The organism is Neisseria polysaccharea, from assembly GCF_963392925.1.
Classification (GTDB): domain Bacteria; phylum Pseudomonadota; class Gammaproteobacteria; order Burkholderiales; family Neisseriaceae; genus Neisseria; species Neisseria polysaccharea.
Genome location: NZ_CAUJNZ010000012.1, coordinates 1 through 21,882 on the forward strand (window position 1 = coordinate 1; position 21,882 = coordinate 21,882).

At 52.2% G+C, this 21,882-nt stretch carries 24 protein-coding genes and 4 pseudogenes; 18 read left to right on the plus strand and 10 right to left on the minus strand.

All coding sequences use genetic code 11. The features are described 5' to 3' along the window. Positions 1 to 225: Maf family protein (locus tag RDY34_RS08085; RefSeq protein WP_308184534.1), on the minus strand; the 225-nt coding region annotated here is incomplete at its 3' end. 147 nt (positions 226 to 372) lie between these two features. Between RDY34_RS08085 and RDY34_RS08090 the strand changes: the two genes are divergently transcribed. The 7 genes and pseudogenes from RDY34_RS08090 to RDY34_RS08120 all read left to right on the plus strand — a co-directional run. Next, positions 373 to 876, plus strand: a complete 504-nt coding sequence (locus RDY34_RS08090; protein WP_308073838.1) for a YceD family protein — start codon at positions 373 to 375, stop codon at positions 874 to 876. A gap of 33 nt (positions 877 to 909) precedes the next feature. Further along, positions 910 to 1,089 (plus strand): 50S ribosomal protein L32, encoded by a 180-nt coding sequence (gene rpmF / locus RDY34_RS08095; RefSeq protein ID WP_004283533.1) that lies wholly within the window; start codon positions 910 to 912, stop codon positions 1,087 to 1,089. Positions 1,090 to 1,262: 173 nt separating this feature from the next. Continuing rightward, positions 1,263 to 1,790 carry a phosphoribosyltransferase gene (locus RDY34_RS08100; RefSeq protein ID WP_308073839.1) on the plus strand — a complete coding sequence of 176 codons (528 nt, stop codon included), beginning with the start codon at positions 1,263 to 1,265 and terminating at the stop codon, positions 1,788 to 1,790. A gap of 89 nt (positions 1,791 to 1,879) precedes the next feature. Next, positions 1,880 to 2,935, plus strand: coding sequence for a phosphate acyltransferase PlsX (gene plsX / locus RDY34_RS08105; RefSeq protein ID WP_003751050.1), 1,056 nt, complete (start codon positions 1,880 to 1,882; stop codon positions 2,933 to 2,935). Between the two features lie 13 nt (positions 2,936 to 2,948). After that, complete coding sequence (locus RDY34_RS08110) at positions 2,949 to 3,080, plus strand: hypothetical protein (RefSeq protein ID WP_003751048.1); 132 nt, start codon at positions 2,949 to 2,951, stop codon at positions 3,078 to 3,080. Beyond that, positions 3,073 to 3,495 (plus strand): hypothetical protein, encoded by a 423-nt coding sequence (locus tag RDY34_RS08115; RefSeq protein WP_003751047.1) that lies wholly within the window; start codon positions 3,073 to 3,075, stop codon positions 3,493 to 3,495. Before RDY34_RS08110 ends, RDY34_RS08115 begins: the two co-directional genes overlap by 8 nt. 41 nt (positions 3,496 to 3,536) lie before the next feature. Continuing rightward, positions 3,537 to 3,671 (plus strand): annotated as a pseudogene (locus RDY34_RS08120) (MafI family immunity protein); the annotation flags it as partial. 138 nt (positions 3,672 to 3,809) lie between these two features. On the opposite strand, the gene mafI reads toward RDY34_RS08120, so the two are convergent. Beyond that, the gene (mafI, locus tag RDY34_RS08125; protein WP_002214231.1) at positions 3,810 to 4,229 is read right to left on the minus strand and encodes a protein MafI; all 420 of its coding nucleotides are present in this window, start codon (positions 4,227 to 4,229) and stop codon (positions 3,810 to 3,812) included. A gap of 26 nt (positions 4,230 to 4,255) precedes the next feature. Then, positions 4,256 to 4,438, minus strand: a pseudogene (locus RDY34_RS08130) (EndoU domain-containing protein); the annotation flags it as partial. A gap of 3 nt (positions 4,439 to 4,441) precedes the next feature. On the opposite strand from RDY34_RS08130, the pseudogene RDY34_RS08135 reads away from it, so the two are divergent. The 10 genes and pseudogenes from RDY34_RS08135 to RDY34_RS08180 all read left to right on the plus strand — a co-directional run. After that, positions 4,442 to 4,573, plus strand: a pseudogene (locus RDY34_RS08135) (MafI family immunity protein); the annotation flags it as partial. Positions 4,574 to 4,599: 26 nt separating this feature from the next. Further along, a complete protein-coding gene (locus tag RDY34_RS08140) occupies positions 4,600 to 4,947 on the plus strand; it encodes a DUF6911 family protein (protein WP_115437579.1) in 348 nt (115 codons plus the stop codon). Positions 4,948 to 4,966: 19 nt separating this feature from the next. Beyond that, positions 4,967 to 5,170, plus strand: a complete 204-nt coding sequence (locus RDY34_RS08145; protein ID WP_003751039.1) for a hypothetical protein — start codon at positions 4,967 to 4,969, stop codon at positions 5,168 to 5,170. A 26-nt stretch (positions 5,171 to 5,196) separates the two neighbouring features. After that, entirely contained in the window at positions 5,197 to 6,159 is a 963-nt protein-coding gene (locus RDY34_RS08150; protein ID WP_003751038.1) for a beta-ketoacyl-ACP synthase III, read from the plus strand. A 46-nt stretch (positions 6,160 to 6,205) separates the two neighbouring features. Next, a complete protein-coding gene (locus tag RDY34_RS08155; protein ID WP_003751036.1) occupies positions 6,206 to 6,577 on the plus strand; it encodes a DUF1294 domain-containing protein in 372 nt (123 codons plus the stop codon). Between the two features lie 25 nt (positions 6,578 to 6,602). Continuing rightward, positions 6,603 to 7,529, plus strand: coding sequence for an ACP S-malonyltransferase (gene fabD, locus RDY34_RS08160; RefSeq protein WP_308074505.1), 927 nt, complete (start codon positions 6,603 to 6,605; stop codon positions 7,527 to 7,529). A 138-nt stretch (positions 7,530 to 7,667) separates the two neighbouring features. Continuing rightward, entirely contained in the window at positions 7,668 to 9,533 is a 1,866-nt protein-coding gene (gene msbA, locus RDY34_RS08165; RefSeq protein ID WP_308074504.1) for a lipid A export permease/ATP-binding protein MsbA, read from the plus strand. A gap of 99 nt (positions 9,534 to 9,632) precedes the next feature. Further along, positions 9,633 to 11,198 carry a glutamine-hydrolyzing GMP synthase gene (gene guaA, locus RDY34_RS08170; protein ID WP_025457646.1) on the plus strand — a complete coding sequence of 522 codons (1,566 nt, stop codon included), beginning with the start codon at positions 9,633 to 9,635 and terminating at the stop codon, positions 11,196 to 11,198. Between the two features lie 61 nt (positions 11,199 to 11,259). Further along, entirely contained in the window at positions 11,260 to 12,006 is a 747-nt protein-coding gene (fabG, locus tag RDY34_RS08175; RefSeq protein ID WP_308074503.1) for a 3-oxoacyl-ACP reductase FabG, read from the plus strand. Positions 12,007 to 12,197: 191 nt separating this feature from the next. Then, positions 12,198 to 12,683, plus strand: coding sequence for a YchJ family protein (locus RDY34_RS08180; protein WP_042508475.1), 486 nt, complete (start codon positions 12,198 to 12,200; stop codon positions 12,681 to 12,683). Positions 12,684 to 12,900: 217 nt separating this feature from the next. On the opposite strand, the gene RDY34_RS08185 is transcribed toward RDY34_RS08180, so the two are convergent. Then, entirely contained in the window at positions 12,901 to 13,695 is a 795-nt protein-coding gene (locus RDY34_RS08185; RefSeq protein WP_002236180.1) for an inositol monophosphatase family protein, read from the minus strand. 103 nt (positions 13,696 to 13,798) lie between these two features. Between RDY34_RS08185 and RDY34_RS08190 the strand changes: the two genes are divergently transcribed. Next, positions 13,799 to 14,524 (plus strand): 16S rRNA (uracil(1498)-N(3))-methyltransferase, encoded by a 726-nt coding sequence (locus tag RDY34_RS08190; RefSeq protein ID WP_308184529.1) that lies wholly within the window; start codon positions 13,799 to 13,801, stop codon positions 14,522 to 14,524. A gap of 1,184 nt (positions 14,525 to 15,708) precedes the next feature. On the opposite strand, the gene RDY34_RS08195 is transcribed toward RDY34_RS08190, so the two are convergent. From RDY34_RS08195 to RDY34_RS08225, 6 genes and pseudogenes are all read right to left on the minus strand, one after another. Then, the gene (locus RDY34_RS08195; RefSeq protein ID WP_308184530.1) at positions 15,709 to 16,515 is read right to left on the minus strand and encodes a glycosyltransferase family 25 protein; all 807 of its coding nucleotides are present in this window, start codon (positions 16,513 to 16,515) and stop codon (positions 15,709 to 15,711) included. Next, positions 16,515 to 17,554, minus strand: a pseudogene (locus RDY34_RS08200) (glycosyltransferase family 2 protein). The gene RDY34_RS08195 and the pseudogene RDY34_RS08200 overlap by 1 nt, the downstream one beginning before the upstream one ends. A 69-nt stretch (positions 17,555 to 17,623) precedes the next feature. Beyond that, a complete protein-coding gene (glyS, locus tag RDY34_RS08205; protein WP_308184531.1) occupies positions 17,624 to 19,687 on the minus strand; it encodes a glycine--tRNA ligase subunit beta in 2,064 nt (687 codons plus the stop codon). Between the two features lie 20 nt (positions 19,688 to 19,707). Next, positions 19,708 to 20,118 carry a 50S ribosome-binding protein YggL gene (locus RDY34_RS08210; RefSeq protein WP_025456707.1) on the minus strand — a complete coding sequence of 137 codons (411 nt, stop codon included), beginning with the start codon at positions 20,116 to 20,118 and terminating at the stop codon, positions 19,708 to 19,710. A 76-nt stretch (positions 20,119 to 20,194) separates the two neighbouring features. After that, positions 20,195 to 21,100 (minus strand): glycine--tRNA ligase subunit alpha, encoded by a 906-nt coding sequence (gene glyQ / locus RDY34_RS08215; protein WP_025456706.1) that lies wholly within the window; start codon positions 21,098 to 21,100, stop codon positions 20,195 to 20,197. 356 nt (positions 21,101 to 21,456) lie between these two features. Next, entirely contained in the window at positions 21,457 to 21,879 is a 423-nt protein-coding gene (locus RDY34_RS08225) for a F0F1 ATP synthase subunit epsilon (protein WP_308074499.1), read from the minus strand. Between the last annotated feature and the right edge of the window lie 3 nt (positions 21,880 to 21,882).

Consider the following 21,882-nt stretch of genomic DNA (forward strand, 5'->3'; position numbering starts at 1 on the left):
CGCTACCTGGTCCGCACCGACAATCAACGCCTCGGGGAAACGTCCGGCCAACGACCGCGCCTTACCCTCGGCAAGGCGCAATGCCGTCTGAGGGGCAGACTCCCCCAGCATCGGCGTTTCGTCAAAATCGGGCGATACCGCCTGAAAGACAATGCCGAGCCGCTCCATCTGTTCGCGGCGGAAAACCGAACTCGTACCCAAAATCAAAGGCAGTTCCAAACCCATCCCATCCTCCTTACCGTTGAAAACACGCCCGAAGGGGCGGTAAAATCCAGCCATGCGCCGAAACACAGATACCCGTCTCCGGTGCGTCATAACATTTTTCTTAAAAATATTGACGTTAGAACATCTAAATTATATCATACCCCGTTTATGTCAGACCCTAATTTGATTGACCCAGAAGTTTTCGCCGCCGAAGGGCAGAACCTGCAAGGCAGCTTCCTGCTCGAAGAATTGGATGAACGCGTCAGTTCGCACGATTATCCGGCCGACAAACAGACACGCGTGTCGTTTACGCTGCAAGGCGGCCGCGACCGGTTGCAACGCCTGTTTCTCGACTTGAACGTCAAAGCCGATATGCCCCTGGTTTGCCAGCGTTGCATTACGCCCGTACCGTTTCTGCTCGACGAAACCAGCCGTATCGTCCTGTTTGCCGATGAAGGGGATTTGGACGAAGCCATGCTTGCCGATGAAGAATTGGAAGGCATGTTGCTCGAAAAAGAGCTTGACGTACAAACCTTGGTCGAAGACCAAATCCTGATGTCGCTCCCCTTCTCCCCTCGACACGAAGACTGCGGCGACAATGGGACACTGGAAGAAGTCAATCGGGACAAACCAAACCCCTTTGCTGTTTTAGCAGGTTTGAAAAGCAATTGATTAGGACACAGTTTATTTATCTAGGAGCTTGAAATGGCCGTTCAACAAAACAAAAAATCCCCTTCCAAACGCGGTATGCACCGTTCACACGACGCGCTGACTGCGCCCGCACTGTCTGTCGACAGCGCAACCGGCGAAGTGCACCGCCCGCACCACATTTCTCCAAACGGCATGTACCGCGGCCGCAAAGTGGTAAAAGCCAAGGGCGAATAATCCCTATTCGACTGACTGAAAAAGCCAGAACATTGCCATGCAATTACTGGCTTTTTTTGTATTGGATGCAACATCCGTACAAACTTTCGCCATAGGTCAATATACAGGGACAAACCGTTCCGTATAATATCCCGTATTTTGAAAACATACCCGAAAGCACCAAGGAAATTCCGATGAAACAGAAAATCTGGTACACCTACGATGATATCCACCGCGTCATCAAAGCATTGGCAGAAAAAATCCGGAACTCCGGCGTCAAATACGACGCCATGATCGCTATCGGCGGCGGCGGCTTTATTCCTGCACGTATGCTGCGCTGTTTTCTGGAAATTCCGATTTATGCCGTAACCACCGCTTATTACGACAGCGACAACGAAGGACAAGTTACCGAAGAAGTCAAAAAAGTCCAATGGCTAGACCCCGTCCCCGAAGCCTTACGAGGTAAAAACGTCCTTGTTGTCGACGAAGTGGACGACAGCCGCGTAACCATGGAGTTCTGCCTGAAAGAACTGCTCAAAGAAGACTTCGGCACTGTCGGCGTCGCCGTACTACACGAAAAAATCAAAGCCAAAGCAGGTAAAATCCCCGAAGGCATTCCCTATTTCAGCGGCATCACCGTAGACGACTGGTGGATTAACTATCCATGGGATGCACTCGATATCGACGAACACAACCGTCTTGCCGAAAGCAGCCGAGGCTGACCCTTTCAGACGGCATATTTTCCGAACCGATGCCGTCTGAAAACCCATCCGTTCCCTGCCGCAGACCGAAAACCTACCGGAGAAACCCTATGATTACATTGGCCGTAGATGCCATGGGCGGCGACCAAGGACTTGCCGTTACCGTACCCGGCGCAACCGCATTCCTCCAAGCGCATCCCGATGTCCGCCTGATTATGACCGGCGACGAAGCACAGCTCCGCCAAGCCCTGAACGCAGCAGGCGCGCCGATGGAACTTATTGACATCTGCCATACCACCCAAGTTGTCGGCATGGATGAATCCCCTCAGTCCGCCCTAAAGAACAAAAAAGACTCCTCCATGCGCGTTGCCATCAACCAAGTTAAAGAAGGCAAAGCCCAAGCCGCCGTATCCGCAGGCAACACGGGCGCACTCATGGCAACCGCACGTTTCGTCCTCAAGACCATACCCGGCATCGAACGCCCCGCCATCGCCAAATTCCTCCCGTCCGACACCGACCATGTTACCCTTGCACTCGACCTTGGCGCGAACGTCGACTGCACCCCCGAACAGCTCGCCCAATTTGCCGTTATCGGCAGCGAACTCGTCCATGCACTCCATCCTCAAAAAGGACAACCGCGCGTCGGGCTGGTCAACGTCGGCACAGAAGACATCAAAGGTACGGACACCGTCAAACAAACCTACAAACTGCTGCAAAACAGCAAACTCAACTTTATCGGCAACATCGAAAGCAACAGCATCCTCTACGGCGAAGCAGATGTCGTCGTCGCAGACGGCTTTGTCGGCAACGTCATGCTCAAAACCATCGAAGGCGCAGTCAAATTCATGAGCGGAGCCATCCGCCGCGAATTCCAAAGCAACCTGTTCAACAAACTTGCCGCCGTTGCCGCCCTACCCGCCCTTAAAGGGCTGAAAAACAAACTCGACCCGCGCAAATTCAACGGGGCCATCCTGCTCGGGCTGCGCGGCATCGTGATTAAAAGCCACGGCGGCACAGACGAAACCGGTTTCCGCTATGCCCTCGAAGAAGCCTACCATGAAGCCAAGTCTGCCAGCCTTTCCAAAATCGAACAAGGCGTAGCCGAACAGCTCGCCGCACTCGAAGCTGCCAAAGCAGTCCAAAACGAAATCGCCGCCGACTTGTAAAGAAACACACCCTATGCCGTCTGAAAACCAACCGTTTCAGACGGCATCTGTCCACCTTACCGATCAAAACGCCCATCCAGTGCGAAAATATTCAAAACCAGGTAAGACGAAGATTTACTGGAAAATCAATAAAAATCATGAATAATAATAATATTTATAAAATCAAACCGTTACAATTCCCAAAAAATAACTGCAGATTTTATTTGGATAAGGTTTATGCTACTGAACAAGATGTGAATATTTCAGCATCCGATTGCAATAAGGAAGTGCACATTGAAATATTTATAGACTCCGTCATTCATTTCCAACTGACGGATGAATCTTATAAAGTAAAATTTTCAGAATATTTATTCCAAAACAGAGCAAAAAATCATTGTGATAAAAATCCTGCTACACCACATTATTTTTTTGAAATAATAGATGACAGTTATATGGACTGGTTGAAAAAAGAAAGTTTTGATTTCTTCGAAAAGGCATATTACAAGGCTTATGTCTTCTTTTTCAACGATTCTGTCATAGAAGTGATCAGCGCGGTAGAACCTGTATTTTATTCAAAATAACAAAAAGACCTGTCCTAAATATCGCCCGGAGTATTTGAAAAATGAAGACATTAGAAAAACGGATGAAAGCTCTAGACAAACGGATTATGAAGTTCGGAAAATCCCTTGAAGGCAGGCTTGATGCCCGTCTGATTGAATCCGCATTGGATTATATTCATTTTCAAGGATTTTATCTAAATCAAATGCTTACTGCCATTCGTTTATGAGAACTTGTATTCAATACAAGTTCTAACATCTTAATCATGGCACAGCGTATAAGCGTGGATTTGCAGTCCAATCTATATCGCTGATTCTATTCATTAAGCTAATTATGCTTATTCCTCAATCACAGTCTCCACCACCGAATGAATACTTTTAGGCAATTGCAAAAAAGCATTCCAAGCAATTAAAGCAGTTTTAAAAGTATGCAGCGAACAGCTTAAATCAGGCCAGCCGTCTTCTTCATCAAATTCGTTGTGATAGAAAACTACTTTTTCAGCAGAAATATCCCAGCAAAAACCTTGTCCACCTCCTGAATAAACTTCATTGGGATTATTTTCTGCTTGATGGATAAATTCTAAATTTTCATCTATGTCTTTTTGTAGATAAAGGTCTCCTGTTAAAACATAAATAATATATTGATACACTGTTCCTCGTGTATTTATCTTTTGATTAGAAGAATTATCTAAAAACTGGCAGTAGTTAAATAATTCACCAGAACTAAACTGATCATAAAAACATTTTATTTTATACATTTAAAAACACCTTTTTAATCAATACTTCATTTACTATTATAAAGTGGATAAGCTGTTCGATTAGGTTCCGTAAATCCTTCTATTTCAACACCAGATTTACTTGTACCTCTCCATTTTTGACCTTCTAATTCCTTTCTTTTCTCCCAAGCCGAAGTAACTTCAGCCCTAATTCTAGCCTCATCCCAATCTTTTGGGAACATGGTGTGCTTGATTCGGAACGTTTTTTGGCTTTTGAAATCCTGTGTACTTATATCGAAGATTTCGATGTCCAGCTGACGGAACAAGAATCCCGGGAAATTTCTTTGATCAACAAGGAATTTGAGATAGAAAGCACGTCCGATTAACCAATAAAGCCAATGGGTTGATAAACATGAAAACATCAACGGTTGTTTTTGGCGGATTTTTTATTACAGATAATGGAGAACGAATCCAAATCCCCGTTTTGGAAAATCCTGGCATTAGGGAAATCAATCACTTTTTTTCCGTATCAAATTTTGAGAAAAAAGCCGGCGTCCTTGTTTTCAGAATTATTCCTGAACCCAAATTTGGCCATACCGAATTAACTGTCTATTTTGAAAAAGGATATTATAGTGGAAATACAATAGAAATTTGGGGAGACTTCTACCCTATTGAGCATATCTCTAAAAATATTTCTACAATTCAAAATATCATTTCTGAATTTATCAGACAAAAACAAACACCAGCACCAATAATTTGATGGAAAACCAACAATCAAAATGCCGTCTGAAGCAGCTTGGGTTTTCAGACGGCATTTCCTTCGCTTAAAACAGCATATCGGCAACCCCGCCCTGCCTGTCCACGGCAATCTGCATCTGAAAACCATCTGTATCCCAAACCACACCCCCATCCCTGTTTCCGTCATTTGCACCCTGTCCGTATTGGGCAATCATCGGTTTTTCGCTTACAATAGCCGAATCTGAACCAACTCTCTAAAAAGGCCGTTCCCATGCAGTATGCCAAAATTTCCGGCACGGGCAGCTATCTTCCCGCCAACCGCGTCAGCAATGACGACCTTGCCCAAAAGGTAGATACCTCTGACGAGTGGATTACCGCGCGTACAGGCATTAAGTTCCGCCATATTGCAGCCGAAAACGAGAAAACCAGCGATCTTGCAGCCGAAGCGGCCCGCCGTGCGCTGGATGCCGCAGGTTTGAACGGCAATGAAATCGACCTGATTATCGTGGCGACGGCAACGCCGGATATGCAGTTTCCGTCTACTGCAACCATCGTGCAGCAAAAATTGGGCATCACCAACGGCTGCCCCGCCTTCGACGTTCAGGCAGTGTGTGCGGGCTTTATGTACGCGCTGACTACGGCAAACGCCTACATTAAAAGCGGTATGGCGAAAAACGCACTGGTCATCGGCGCGGAAACCTTCAGCCGCATTGTAGACTGGAACGACCGCACAACCTGCGTCCTCTTCGGCGACGGCGCGGGCGCGGTGGTTTTAAGCGCGTCCGACGAACCGGGCATCATCCACGCCAAACTCAAAGCCGACGGCAATTATCTGAAACTCTTAAACGTCCCCGGGCAAATCGCCTGTGGCAAAGTTTCCGGTTCGCCGTACATTTCGATGGACGGTCCCGGCGTGTTCAAGTTTGCCGTCAAAATGCTGTCCAAAATCGCCGATGACGTTATCGAAGAAGCAGGTTACACCGCCGCTCAAATCGACTGGATTGTGCCGCATCAGGCAAACCGCCGCATTATTGAATCGACCGCAAAACATTTGGGGCTAAGTATGGACAAAGTCATCCTGACCGTCCAAGACCACGGCAACACGTCCGCAGCCTCGATTCCGCTGGCTTTGGACGCGGGCATCCGCAGCGGACAAATCAAACGCGGACAAAACCTCTTGCTCGAAGGCATCGGCGGCGGTTTCGCGTGGGGCGCGGTATTGCTGCAATATTGAATACCATGCCGTCTGAAGCAGGTTTTCAGACGGCATTTCCCATCCTATGAAGCAACTGCCTTTCCTCAAGCTGACAATATGCACAGCCTTTTTATCCGCTGTTTTCATATTATGTCCCCTATTGGGAGCGTGTTACGCCATACTGTCTTTTTACACATTTGCACTTTACGGCATCGACAAACGGCGTGCCGTACAGGGAAAGTACCGCATTCCCGAATACTGCCTGCTCCTGCCTGCCTTGTTCGGCGGTTGGACGGGCGCATACTTGGGCAGCAGGATATTCAGGCATAAAACGGCGAAAAAGCGTTTTGTTGTGCTGTTCCGTCTGACTGTTTCAGGTAATGTCCTGGCGACCTGCATCCTGATTGATTATTTCGTTCCGCCCGAACTTTTTGTAAAACTCGGGCAACATCTCTGACAATCCAACCCAACAAAGGAATACTATGTCTTTTGCCTTCTTTTTTCCCGGACAAGGTTCCCAAAGCCTCGGTATGATGAACGGCTTTGCCGGACACGCCATCGTCAAAAACGCATTTGACGAAGCCTCCGCCATATTGGGGCAGGACTTGTGGGCGATGATTAACGGTAGCGATGCCGAAATCATCGGTCAAACCGTCAATACCCAACCCATCATGCTCGCCGCCGGCGTTGCCGTTTACCGCGCCTATTTGGAAGCGGGCGGCAAAACGCCTGCTGCCGTTGCCGGACACAGCCTCGGCGAATATACCGCGCTTGTCGCCGCCGGCGCATTGGATTTTGCAGACGCCATCAAACTCGTGCGCCTACGCGCCGAACTGATGCAGTCTGCCGTACCGCAAGGCGTGGGCGCAATGGCGGCGATTCTCGGCTTGGAAGATGAACAGGTAAAACAAATTTGCTCCGAATCCGCACAGGATGAAGTGGTCGAAGCCGTCAACTTCAACTCGCCCGGACAAGTCGTGATTGCAGGCAATGCCGCCGCCGTCGAGCGCGCCATGACCGCCGCCAAAGAAGCCGGCGCCAAACGCGCCCTGCCGCTGCCTGTATCCGTACCTTCCCATTGCAGCCTGATGAAACCCGCCGCCGACAAACTCGCTGAGGCCCTGAAATCGGTTGTAATCAAGCAGCCGCAAATCCGCGTCATCCACAATGCCGATGTTGCCGCCTACGATGATGCCGACAAAATCAAAGACGCGCTCGTCCGCCAGCTTTACAGCCCCGTACGCTGGACGGAAACCGTCAACGCCCTTGTTTCAGACGGCATCACCGAATCCGCCGAATGCGGCCCGGGCAAAGTGTTGGCGGGCTTGGCAAAACGCATCAACAAAATCACCGCGTGCAGCGCACTGACCGATGCCGGACAGGTTGCCGCCTTTATCGAAGCGCACTGACTTCGTTCCGCAAAAAGCAGCCTGCCCTCTTCAGGCTGCTTTTCACGTCCGAACGGCAAACAGCCGCATATTTGCGCTATAATCCATCCCTACCAAACCACCGACAGCGGCTGCCATTGCAGTTCCCGCCCTACCGATATGATAGAAAAACTGACTTTCGGACTGTTTAAAAAAGAAGACGCGCGCAGCTTTATGCGCCTGATGGCGTACGTCCGCCCCTACAAAATCCGCATCGTTGCCGCCCTGATTGCCATTTTCGGCGTTGCCGCCACCGAAAGCTACCTTGCCGCCTTCATCGCCCCTCTGATTAACCACGGCTTTTCCGCACCCGCCGCTCCGCCCGAGCTGTCTGCCGCCGCCGGCATCCTTTCCACCCTGCAAAACTGGCGCGAACAGTTTACCTATATGGTTTGGGGGACGGAAAACAAAATCTGGACCGTCCCGCTCTTTCTCATCATCCTCGTCGTCATCCGTGGCATCTGCCGCTTTACCAGCACCTATCTGATGACTTGGGTCTCCGTGATGACCATCAGCAAAATCCGCAAAGATATGTTTGCCAAAATGCTGACCCTTTCCTCCCGCTACCATCAGGAAACGCCGTCCGGCACCGTACTGATGAATATGCTCAACCTGACCGAACAGTCGGTCAGCAACGCCAGCGACATCTTTACCGTTCTCACGCGCGACACAATGATTGTTACCGGCCTGACCATCGTCCTGCTTTACCTCAACTGGCAGCTCAGCCTTATCGTCGTCCTGATGTTCCCCCTGCTCTCCCTGCTCTCGCGCTACTACCGCGACCGTCTGAAGCACGTCATTTCCGACTCGCAAAAAAGCATAGGCACGATGAACAACGTGATTGCCGAAACCCATCAGGGACACCGCGTCGTCAAGCTGTTCAACGGGCAGGCGCAGGCGGCAAACCGGTTCGACGCGATCAACCGCACCATCGTCCGCCTCAGCAAAAAAATCACGCAGGCAACGGCGGCACATTCCCCGTTCAGCGAACTGATTGCCTCGATTGCCCTCGCCGTTGTCATCTTCATCGCCCTGTGGCAAAGCCAAAAGGGCTACACCACCATCGGCGAATTTATGGCATTCATCGTCGCGATGCTGCAAATGTACGCACCCATCAAAAGCCTTGCCAACATCAGCATCCCTATGCAGACGATGTTCCTCGCCGCCGACGGCGTATGTGCATTTCTCGACACCCCACCTGAACAGGACAAAGGCACGCTCGCGCCGCAGCGTGTCGAAGGGCGCATCAGCTTCCGCAACGTCGATGTCGAATACCGTTCAGACGGCATCAAAGCCCTCGACAACTTCAACCTCGACATCAGACAAGGCGAACGCGTCGCCCTGGTCGGACGTTCCGGCAGCGGCAAATCCACCGTCGTCAACCTGCTGCCCCGCTTTGTCGAACCGTCTGCCGGCAACATCTGCATAGATGGTATCGACATCGCCGACATCAAACTCGACTGCCTGCGCGCCCAATTTGCCCTCGTCTCCCAAGACGTATTCCTGTTTGACGACACCCTGTTTGAAAACGTCCGATATAGCCGTCCCGACGCGGGCGAAGCCGAAGTCCTATCCGCCCTCCAAGCCGCCAACCTGCAAAGCCTGATCGACGCATCCCCGCTCGGACTGCACCAGCCCATCGGATCGAACGGCAGCAACTTATCCGGCGGACAGCGGCAACGCGTCGCCATTGCCCGCGCCATTTTGAAAGACGCGCCGATATTATTATTGGACGAAGCCACCAGCGCATTGGACAACGAATCCGAACGCCTCGTCCAACAAGCGCTCGAACACCTGATGGAAAACCGCACCGGCATCATCGTCGCCCACCGCCTGACCACCATCGAAGGGGCCGACCGCATCATCGTAATGGACGACGGCAAAATCATCGAACAAGGCACACACGAACAACTGATGTCCCAAAACGGCTACTACACGATGTTACGCAATATCTCAAACAAAGATGCCGCCGTCCGGACGGCATAAACAAAATGCCGTCTGAAATGGTACAATCGCCCCGACCCTTTCAGACGGCATCATATCCGCCGACCCATCCGATTATCTTCAATCACCGTAAAACCCATTATGACCCAAGACAAAATCCTCATCCTCGACTTCGGTTCGCAAGTTACCCAGCTGATTGCCCGCCGCGTGCGCGAAGCCCACGTTTACTGCGAGCTGCATTCCTTCGACATGCCTTTGGACGAAATCAAAGCCTTCAACCCCAAAGGCATCATCCTTTCCGGCGGCCCCAATTCCGTTTACGAATCCGACTATCAAGCCGATACCGGTATCTTTGATTTGGGCATTCCGATTTTGGGCATCTGCTACGGCATGCAATTTATGGCGCACCACTTAGGCGGCGAAGTGCAGCCCGGCAACCAGCGCGAATTCGGTTACGCGCAAGTTAAAACCATCGACAGCGGACTGACGCGCGATATTTACGACGACGCGCCCAATACATTGGACGTATGGATGAGCCACGGCGACAAAGTGTCCAAACTACCCGACGGTTTCGCCGTCATCGGCGACACTCCGTCCTGCCCGATTGCCATGATGGAAAACACTGAAAAACAATTCTACGGCATCCAGTTCCACCCCGAAGTTACCCACACCAAACAAGGCCGCGCCCTGTTGAACCGCTTTGTCTTGGACATCTGCGGCGCGCAACCAGGCTGGACGATGCCCAACTACATCGAAGAAGCCGTTGCCAAAATCCGCGAACAAGTCGGCAGCGACGAAGTGATTTTAGGCCTGTCGGGCGGCGTGGACTCTTCCGTAGCCGCCGCGCTGATTCACCGCGCCATCGGCGACCAACTGACCTGCGTGTTCGTCGATCACGGTTTGTTGCGCCTGAACGAAGGCAAAATGGTGATGGATATGTTCGCCCGCAACTTGGGTGTGAAAGTGATACACGTCGATGCCGAAGGGCAGTTTATGGCGAAACTCGCCGGCGTTACCGACCCCGAGAAAAAACGCAAAATCATCGGCGCGGAATTTATCGAAGTATTTGATGCCGAAGAGAAAAAACTCACCAACGCCAAATGGTTGGCGCAAGGCACGATTTACCCTGACGTAATCGAATCCGCAGGCGCGAAAACCAAAAAAGCCCACGCCATCAAATCACACCACAACGTCGGCGGTCTGCCTGAGAACATGAAGCTCAAGCTGCTTGAGCCTTTACGCGACTTGTTCAAAGACGAAGTGCGCGAACTGGGCGTTGCTTTGGGCTTGCCGCGCGAAATGGTGTACCGCCATCCGTTCCCGGGCCCCGGCTTGGGCGTGCGTATCTTGGGCGAAGTGAAAAAAGAATACGCCGACTTGCTGCGTCAGGCAGACGATATTTTCATCCAAGAATTACGCAACACTACCGACGAAAACGGCACGCCTTGGTACGATCTGACCAGCCAAGCCTTCGCCGTATTCCTGCCTGTGAAATCCGTCGGCGTAATGGGAGACGGACGCACTTACGACTACGTCGTTGCACTGCGCGCCGTCATCACCAGCGACTTCATGACCGCGCATTGGGCAGAACTGCCGTATTCCATGTTGGGCAAAGTGTCCAACCGCATCATCAACGAAGTCAAAGGCATCAACCGCGTGGTTTACGATGTGAGCGGCAAACCGCCTGCCACCATCGAGTGGGAATAAACAGCAAACAGGGCTGCACCGTCCGGCGCAGTCCTTCGATTATCGGAAAAAAGGAAAAAATATGAGCACACAAGATTTAAGCGGCAAAATCGCTTTGGTAACAGGCGCATCGCGCGGTATCGGTGCAGCGATTGCCGACACGCTGGCGGCAGCCGGTGCCAAAGTCATCGGTACGGCGACCAGTGAGAGCGGTGTGGCAGCGATTAGCGAGCGGTTGGCACAATGGGGCGGCGAAGGCCGTGCATTGGATTCTGCCGAACCCGAAACCATCGAAAACCTGATTGCCGACATCGAAAAAACGTTCGGCAAACTCGACATTCTGGTCAACAACACCGGCATCACCCGCGACAACCTCCTGATGCGTATGAAAGAAGAAGAGTGGGACGACATCATGCAGGTCAACCTAAAATCCGTCTTCCGCGCCTCCAAAGCCGTCTTGCGCGGTATGATGAAACAACGTTCCGGCCGCATCATCAACATTACCTCCGTCGTCGGCGTGATGGGCAATGCCGGTCAAACCAACTATGCCGCGGCAAAAGCAGGCTTAATCGGTTTCTCCAAATCCATGGCGCGCGAAGTCGGCAGCCGCGGCATTACCGTCAACTGCGTCGCCCCCGGCTTTATCGATACCGACATGACCCGCGCCCTGCCGGAAGAAACCCGCCAAACCTTTGAAGCGCAAACTTCGTTGGGCAAATTCGGTGAAGCGCAAGATATTGCCGATGCAGTTCTGTTCCTCGCTTCCGACCAAGCAAAATACATCACCGGCCAGACACTTCATGTCAACGGCGGTATGCTGATGCCCTGACGGGCTGCCGTGCCGGCAATGCCGTCTGAAGCCTTCAGACGGCATTTGCATTCCCAAACAAAATGTTTCAACACACAGGGCGACACATAAAGCGTCGCCCTACGTGTTGCCCTGAATTGGAAGAGGTTACATCTCTCCCAATTTGATTATCCTCCCTAAAGGGAGGGGTTTCAACCGGTGAGGAAATTTTGATGAACACACACCACACCCCGCCCTGCCCCTGCGGTTCAGGCACAAGCTATGCCGGCTGCTGCCGCCCGCTTCATCTGCGCCAAATCCTGCCGCCCACCGCCGAAGCCCTCATGCGTTCGCGGTACAGCGCGTATGTGCTGCACCTTATCGACTACATCATCGCTACTACCGTTCCGGCGCAACAAACATTCCTCGATGCCGCCGAACTGATGCAGTGGAGCAGAGAAACCGAATGGCTGGGCTTGAACGTCATCGCACACCGCAACTTCGGCAAACAGCACGCCCAAGTCGAATTTGAAGCCTACTTCCGAGACGGACAACACCGATCCGCGCATCACGAACTGTCCGGCTTCGTCAACATCGGCGGACAATGGTATTTTATCGATCCCACCGTTCCGCATCCTGCGATGAAACAACCCTGCATTTGCGGATCGGGCAAAAAATTCAAAGCCTGCTGCGGCAAATATCTGAAACCTGTCGCATAAAAATGCCGTCTGAACGTTCAGACGGCATTTTCAACGTGCAAAAAAAACCATTCATACCAAGGGTAAGTATGAATGGTCAATACATTGCGGGAAAACGTCTTACTTGCTGCACTGCCGAAAAGGGAGAAACGGCAGCGGTAATCAGCGGAAAGGATTGTACCCGAATTAATGTTAAGGAACGTTAATCGTGAAAATATATTAACAAACCTGTTGAAACCTATTGGTTTTCCCGTATCCACCCGACCCAGCGTTCAAACAGCTTCGGTTCGAGCGCGGCAACGACCGAGCGTTTGAACACGTGTTCACCACTCCAAAACCCGTCGCCTTCCAAAGTCGTCAGCCTGCCGCCCGCCTCCTCGAAAATTAACGCGCCGGCGGCATAATCCCACAGCTTCTGCCCGCCGTGGACATAAACATCATAACGCCCGCACGCCAGATAACACCAATCCAACGTACTGCTGCCCATACTCCGTATCGTCCCGAAAGGCGCGAGCGTACTCATACGGCTGGAAAGTTTGCCCGAACGCAGATATTTGATTTCCACGCCCGCGATTGCCTCGTTCAACTTTTTGTCCACCAAACGCAAAGGCAGGCGCGTCCCGTTTAAAAACGCCCCCTGCCCGCGTTCGGCATAAAAACATTCGCCGCTGACCGGATTGTAGATTACGCCCAATTCGGCACGCCCGTTGCGGACAAACGCCACCGACACCGCAAAATGCGGCAGCCCGTTGACAAAATTGTTCGTCCCGTCTATCGGATCGACAATCCACAGCCCCTTTTCCCCCGAATATTGTTCCCACAAAGCCGACTGTTCCTGCCGCGACATTTCCTCGCCCAACATCGGGCAATCGATCAGAAGCGGCAACGCGGCAGCAAAAGCCGTCTGCGCGGCAATGTCCGCCTCGCTCAACATCGAACCGTCTTCCTTACGGCAAGACGGCGTATTCAAAAAACGCGGCATAATTTCGGTTTGCGCGATATGGCGCACGACTTTCTGCAAACGGTGTAACACTTCCTACTGTCCTCATATTTTGAACTTGCGGCGCGCGAACGTATAATGTCCGTTTCCATCACGCCGCTGCGACGGATTATAACCGTCCGAACCGCCAAAAACCATGTCCCGATTCTACCTGCCCGAAAACCTTTCCGTCGGACAAACCGTCGCCCTGCCCGACAACATCGTCCGCCACCTCAACGTCCTACGCGTCCGCCCCAACGAAAACATCACCCTCTTCGATGGCAAAGGCAAGGCACATACCGCACGGCTGACCGTTTTGGAAAAACGCCGCGCCGTGGCGGAAATCCTGCACGAAGAAACCGCCGATACGGAATCCCCGCTGAACATCACACTCATCCAATCCATCTCCTCCGGCGATCGCATGGACTTTACCCTGCAAAAAAGCGTCGAACTCGGCGTAACCGCCATACAGCCCGTCATCAGCGAACGCTGCATCGTCCGCCTCGACGGAGAACGCGCCGCCAAACGCCTCGCACGCTGGCAGGAAATCGTCATCTCCGCGTGCGAACAGAGCGGCAGAAACACCGTTCCCCCCGTACTGCCCATCATCGGCTACCGTGAAGCACTCGACAAAATACCGTCTGAAAGCACCAAGCTGATTATGAGCATCAACCGCGCCCGCAAACTCGGCGACATCCGCCACCCGTCCGGCGCAATCGTCTTTATGGTCGGGCCCGAAGGCGGCTGGACGGAACAAGAAGAGCAATATGCATTTGAAGCCGGCTTCCAAGCAGTAACATTGGGCAAACGCATCCTGCGCACCGAAACCGCCCCACTCGCCGCCATCGCCGCGATGCAGACGCTTTGGGGCGATTTCGCATAAACAGAAATGCCGTCTGAAACCCGTTCAGACGGCATTTTGCAGCCGATTAAGATAGTAGGTTCAAATAAGATTTCCCGTGTCGTCATTCCCGCGAAGGCGGGAATCTAGAAACGAAAAACTACAGGGATTTATCCGAAACAACAAACCCTCTCCGCCGTCATTCCCGCGAAAGCGGGAATCTAGAAATTTAACGTTGCGGTGATTTATCGGAAATGACTGAAACTCAACGGACTGGATTCCCGCCTACGCGGGAAGGACGAATTTTAGGTTGCTGTTTTTTGGTTTTCTGTTTTTGCGGGAATGACGAATTTTAGGTTGCTGCTTTTGGTTTTCTATTCTTATGAAAATAACGAGATCCTAGCTTGTGGGTATTTATCGGGAAAACAGAAACCCCTCCACCGTCATTCCCGCGAAGGCGGGAATCTAGAAACGAAAAACTACAGGGATTTATCCGAAACAACAAACCCTCTCCGCCGTCATTCCCGCGAAAGCGGGAATCTAGAAATTTAACGTTGCGGTGATTTATCGGAAATGACTGAAACTCAACGAACCGGATTCCCACTTTCGCGGGAATGACGAAGTGGAAGTTGCCCGAAACTTAAAACAAACGAAACCGAACGGACTGGATTCCCACTTTCGTGGGAATGACGAAGTGGAAGTTGCCCGAAACTTAAAACAAACGAAACCGAACGGACTGGATTCCCGCCTGCGCGGGAATGACGAATTTTAGGTTGCTGTTTTTTGGTTTTCTGTTTTTGCGGGAATGACGAATTTTAGGTTGCTGCTTTTGGTTTCTGTTTCCGTAGGAATAACGGAATTTTAAGTTCTAGGAATTTGTCGGAAAAACAGAAATCCCCCTGCCGTCATTCCCGCGCAGGCGGGAATCTGGAAATTTAACGTTGCGGTGATTTATCGGAAATGACTGAAACTCAACGAACCGGATTCCCACTTTCGCGGGAATGACGAAGTGGAAGTTACCCGAAACTTAAAACAAGCGAAACCGAACGGACTGGATTCCCGCCTGCGCGGGAATGACGAAATTTTAGATTTCTGCTTTTGGTTTTCTGTTTTCGTGGGAATAACGGATTAGGACTTACCCGAAAACAAGTGAAACCGAACAAACCGGATTCCCCGACATAAATTTAGGGACAGCGCACACCCGCCAAATAAGGAAAGGCCAAAACCTATTCAAACGGGACGACGTGCCGCCCAAGGTGTTTTTCCAATTTTTTCTGACGTTTCCGTTCCCTCGCCCTTTCGATTTCCCTGCCGATTTTTCCCAAAGCGCGTTTCAACAAAACCTTCGGGGAGCGGCGGTTGCGGTACGATTCCTGCCTGCCGTTTTTCAGTTGGCTGGGCAGGGTTTCGCTTTGGATGCACAAGGCAGGGGTCAGTTGGCAAACCGTCATATCCCCTTTGTCGAGAAAACTGCTGAACAGCATCCAATCCACCGCCTTCAGGCGTTCAGACGGCAGGGCTGCAAACCTGTCCAAGAAGAAACGCATTGCCTTTCGGGAAATAATATAACCCGCCATACCAAAATGTTCGCTTTCCAACAGCGGGAAGGCGCGCCCGCAGTAGTCCGCCACGCCGGAGGGCGAGGTCAGGACGTGCATAAACATCGTTTCCAAACGGACGATAAAGGCGGAATCCGGGTCAAACCGCTCTTTTAGCCAACCGTCTTCGGCAAGGAACTGCTCCGCGCCTTCGCCGAGTAAAACGTCGTCCTCAAATACGGCAACATAGGGCAGACCTTCGTCCAACGCCTGTTTCCACAATACGGCGTGGCTCATAAAGCAGGCTTTTTCCACTCCGCTCAAATAGGGGTGCGCCGACAAACCGGGGACGAGTTCCGCCATCGCCTGTTCCAGCCTTTCAGACGGCATCAGTGCATCAAAAAACTGAAACGGGATGCCGTGCGCGCCGAAAGTTGCGGCAATGTGCGCCCTGCGTTCTGCGGCGGAACTTAGGCTGATAACGTGGTTTTGCATTAAATCTCCTGTTCTTTCCCTGCCGAATCCGACCGCGCCTGCCGGCGGTTTTTAATCAGCCGGTGCAAAATGCTGAAGTATTGCCTCAAGGTAAACAGCCTCCGCATCCTGCCGTCTGCCGCGAAATCCAGCCACGCGCCGGCGGGCGGCGTGTCCGTCCGTTTGAAACATTGATACAAAAACCGGCGGGCGCGTTCAAAATCTTCTTCAGGCAAATCCTTCTCCAGCAGTTCATACGCCGCTGCTTTTGTTTGGCGGTATTCAAGACTATCAAACCTGATTTTAAAACCCATAGACTGCAAGAAATCGTTTCTGGCGGTTTTTTGGATGCCCTGCGCGATTTCGTGTTGGCGGACGCTGTGTTTGGATGAAACCTGATTGGCGTGAAGGCGGTATTTGACCAAGGCTTCGGGATAATAAGCCAGCCTGCCCAATTTGCTGACATCGTACCAAAATTGGTAATCTTCCGCCCAATCCCGCTCGGTGTTGTAACGCAAACCGCCGTCAATGACACTGCGCCTCATAATCATGGTGTTGTTGTGTATAGGGTTGCCGAAAGGAAAAACGGCGACAATGTCTTCATGCCGAGTCGGTTTGTCCCAAATTGCACCGTGTCTGTGGTGCCGCGCCAGCCGGTTGCCGTCCTTTTCTTCCGACAAAACTTCCAGCCACGCACCCATCGCAATGATGCTGCGGTCTTTTTCCATCTCGCCCACGATTTTCTCAATCCAGTCGGGGGCGGCAATATCGTCTGCATCGGTGCGCGCAATATATTCCCCCCCCCCGACTTTGCCAATTCGTCCAGCCCGATGTTTAAAGAGGGAATCAGGCCGGAATTTTGAGCTTGTGCAAGGATTTTGATACGGCTGTCCCGCTTTTGAAAATCCTTGGCAATGGCAAGTGTGCCGTCTGTCGAGCCGTCATCGACAATCAAAATCTCCAAGTTGCGCCAAGTCTGATTCACGACGGCGGCTAATGATTGGGCGAAATATTTTTCTACGTTGTAGGCGCAAATCAATACGCTGACTAAAGGTTGCAATCCGTTCCCCCTTTCCGATACGTCCGATGCCGTCTGAAGGCTTCAGACGGCATTTGGACTGTACAACGGTTACTCACCCAAAAGCGCGATGTCGGCCACCGCGTTCATTTGTTCTGCCAAGCGGTTCAACAGGTTCAGGCGGTTTTGTTTTACGGCGGCATCTTCCGCCATCACCATCACGCCGTCGAAGAAGGCATCGACTTGCGGTTTGACGGAAGCCAGTTCGGACAAGGCGGTTTGGAAATTGCCTTCGGCGACGGCGGCGGCGATTTTCGGCTGCAAGCCTTGCGCAGCGGCAAAGAGGGCTTTTTCTTCGTCCTGTTGCAACAGGCTTTCGTTAACCGCGCCCAACTCGGCATCGGCTTTTTTCAGCAGGTTTTGCACGCGTTTATTGGCGGCGGCGAGCGCGGCGGCTTCAGGCAGTTGTTTGAACGCGGCAACAGCCTGCAATTTGGCGGTCAAATCGTCCAAACGGCGCGGCTGCTTGGCAAGTACGGCGGCGACGATGTCTTGCGGATAATCGTTTTGCAGCAACACGGCAAGGCGCGCCTGCATAAAGTCGGCGGTTTCAGACGGCGTTTTCTCGTCAAGCAAGCCTTTAGGAAAGCTGTCGAAGGTCGTCTGAATCAGCTCGTTTACGTCCAAACCGTACTGCATCAGCATACGCAAAATACCCAAGGCAGCACGGCGCAGGGCGTAGGGGTCTTTGTCGCCGGTCGGAATCAGACCGATGCCCCAAATGCCGACCAAGGTTTCCAGTTTGTCGGCAAGTGCGACGGCGGTTGCCACTTTGCCCTCAGGCAGTTTGTCGCCGGCAAAACGCGGTTGGTAGTGTTGCTCGACGGCGGCGGCGATTTCTTCGGTTTCGCCGTCCAAGCGGGCATAGTATTTGCCCATCGTGCCTTGCAGTTCGGGGAACTCGCCGACCATTTCGGTTACCAAGTCGGCTTTTGCCAAACGCGCGGCGCGTTCGGCGGCGGCGGCATCCGCACCCAAAGCCTTGGCGATGTGGGCGGCGATGCTTTGCAGGCGTTCGATGCGTTCGGCTTGCGAACCGATTTTGTTGTGGTAAACCACGCCGGACAATTTCGGCAGGCGGCTTTCCAAAGTCGCTTTTTGGTCTTGTTTGTAGAAGAACTCGGCATCAGACAGGCGCGCGCGCAATACGCGTTCGTTGCCTTGGATGATGTGCGACGGGTCTTCGGTTTGCAGGTTGGAAACCAGCAGGAAGCGGTTCATCAGCTTGCCGTTTCGGTCGAGTAGCGGAAAGTATTTTTGGTTTTGCTGCATGGTCAGAATCAGGCATTCTTGAGGCACGGCGAGGAAGTGTTCTTCAAAACCGGCTTCCAATACCACAGGCCATTCGACCAACGCGGTTACTTCGTCCAACAGGGCTTCATCGGCGGCAACGGTCGCGTTCAGACGGCGTGCCTGCTCATTCAAGGCCGTCTGAATCGCGGCTTTGCGTTCGGCAAACGAAGCGACGACTTTGCCTTGCCCGCGCATTTGTGCGGCGTAGCTGTCGGCATTTTCAATGGCGATTTCGCCGCTGGAAAGGAAACGGTGTCCCAAAGTTTTGTTGCCGCTTTGCAAACCCAAAATGCTGACGTTCACAATGTCGCCGCCGTGCAGCACAATCAGACTATGTACAGGACGCACGAAGGTAAACGTGCTGCTGCCCCAACGCATCACTTTCGGAATCGGCAGTTTCTTAACCGCTTGATTGATAATGTCTTCCAAAAGCTCGCCCAACGGTTTGCCGGTTTGGACGTATTCATAGGCGTACACATCCTGTTTGCCGTCGTGGACGATGGTCAAATCTTCGATTTTCGCCCCAGCACCGCGCGCAAAACCTTCCAAAGCCTTGGTCGGCACACCGTCTTTTACGGCATTCGCCACGGCGGGGCCTTTTTTCACGATTTTTTGATCGGCCTGAACGGCCTTCACATTTTTGACTTGAACCGCCAAACGGCGCGGCGAGGCATAAGCCGTAAATTCGGCTGCGCCGTCAACCAGTTGCGCTTTTTCCAAGCCTTCGGCAACGGCGGCGGCAAAATGGTTGCCCAGATTATTCAGGGCTTTGGGCGGAAGTTCTTCGGTAAGGAGTTCGATTAAAAGGGTTTGGGTCATCATTCGGCTTTCTTTAAATTTGGTTAATCTGCCTGTTTATAGGTTTCGCTGTAATTTTCCCAGCCGTCATCCCCATAAAAACCATCAACCAGCGGGGTGGCGTGCAAAGTAGCGACATCTTCGCGACCTGCCAGCCAAGAGATAATGGCTTTTTTCTCGGTTTCGCCCAAGCTTCGGGCGCCGGATTTTTGAAACAGGCACGAAAAATCACCGCAATCGCCCCCGCCCGCCATTTCAAAGCCGTTTGCCTCAAGATACGCAATCAGCTCGTCCATAAAGCGGTCAAACGCTTCGGCATCGTCCGCAGCTTGGTGCAAACTGCCTCGAACGCCGAAAATCAATGCTTGAAACTCTCCCAAATGCAGCTTTTTATGCTGGCGGCGGTTCATTTTGTGCAGGTGTTTCCTGCTCGGGGTGCGGAAATAGACAGGCATGATTTTCCTAAAAAAATATAATGGCTTCCAGACGGCTGCCTTATCGGGCTGCCCGAACGTAAAAATCGTCGCTCCCCTAGGCGACATTTGCCTTCATTAAGGGAAAGCCCAGTTTTTCGCGGCTTTCGACATATTTTTGCGCCACGGCGCGGCTCAACGCGCGGATGCGCCCGATGTAGGTGGCGCGTTCGGTTACGGAAATCGCGCCGCGTGCATCTAAAAGGTTGAACGTATGCCCCGCTTTGAGGACGAGCTCGTAGGCAGGCAGGGCAAGGCTTGCTCCTTCAACGGCAAGCAGGCGTTTGGCTTGTGCTTCGTAGTCGTTGAACTGGCGCAGCAGCCAGTCGGCATCGCTGTATTCGAAGTTGTAGGTGGATTGTTCGACTTCGTTTTGGTGGTACACGTCGCCGTAGCTTACGGTGTTGCCGTCCGGCGTTTTTGCCCAAACGAGGTCATAGACGTTTTCCACGCCTTGCAGGTACATCGCCAAGCGTTCGATGCCGTAGGTGATTTCGCCGAGTACGGGCGTGCAGTCGATGCCGCCGACTTGTTGGAAATAGGTAAACTGGGTTACTTCCATGCCGTTGAGCCAGACTTCCCAGCCTAAACCCCACGCGCCGAGGGTGGGGTTTTCCCAGTCGTCTTCGACAAAGCGGATATCGTGCACTTTGGGATCGATGCCCAATTCGCGCAGGGAGTCGAGATAAAGGTCTTGGATATTGGCGGGGGCGGGTTTGAGGGCGACTTGGAATTGGTAATAGTGTTGCAGGCGGTTGGGGTTGTTGCCGTAGCGGCCGTCTTTGGGGCGGCGGCTGGGTTGGACGTAGGCGGCAAACCAAGGCTCGGGACCGAGCGCGCGCAAGCAGGTGGCAGGGTGGGAAGTGCCGGCGCCGACTTCCATATCGAAAGGTTGGATGACAGTGCAGCCTTTGTCTGCCCAGAATGTTTGCAGCTTGAAGATGATTTGTTGGAAGGTAAGCATGGCTTATTGTTCGATAAAATAAAGGTTTTATTTTACTGTTTCCATTGCTGTTTGAATAGGTTTATCTCGAAGGCGGCTGATTTGAAACCCGGTCGGACGGATAATATAGTGGATTAACTTTAAACCGGTACGGCGTTGCCTCGCCTTGCCGTACTATTTGTACTGTCTGCGGCTTCGCCGCCTTGTCCTGATTTTTGTTAATCCACTATATGTTTCGGTTAGGCGGCAGACTGCCCTATTGAATACCTTGAAGCGGGCTATGCCTGCCAACGCCCTATTCAAACACAGTCTTTGATTTAAACCCGGAAAATAAAAAGCACGGTCAAAGAGCCGTGCTTTTCCAAACCACATAAGTTTTATTTTTTATGCGAACGGATATAGTCCAAAGTCTTAAGCTGTGCAATTGCGGCAGCCAATGCCTTGTGTGCCTCTACCAAATCCTTATCGTCTTTGGCTTGAGAGATACCGGCTTCGGCAGCTTTTTTCGCCTCTTCCGCACGTGCCTGATCCATCTCTGCACTACGGACGGCAACGTCCGCCAAAACGGTAACTTTATCAGGTTGAACTTCCAAGACGCCGCCGGAAACAGCAACCAAGACCTCCTTATCCTCGCCCGGAACGGTCAAACGCAAAGCTCCCGGCCGCACCAAACTCATAATCGGCTCGTGTCGCGGGTAAATACCAAGCTCACCTTGAACGGTCGGAACCACTACAAAGCTGACTTCGCCCGAATAGATGTTTTGCTCGCTACTGACCACTTCAACTTGCATGACGCTCATGCC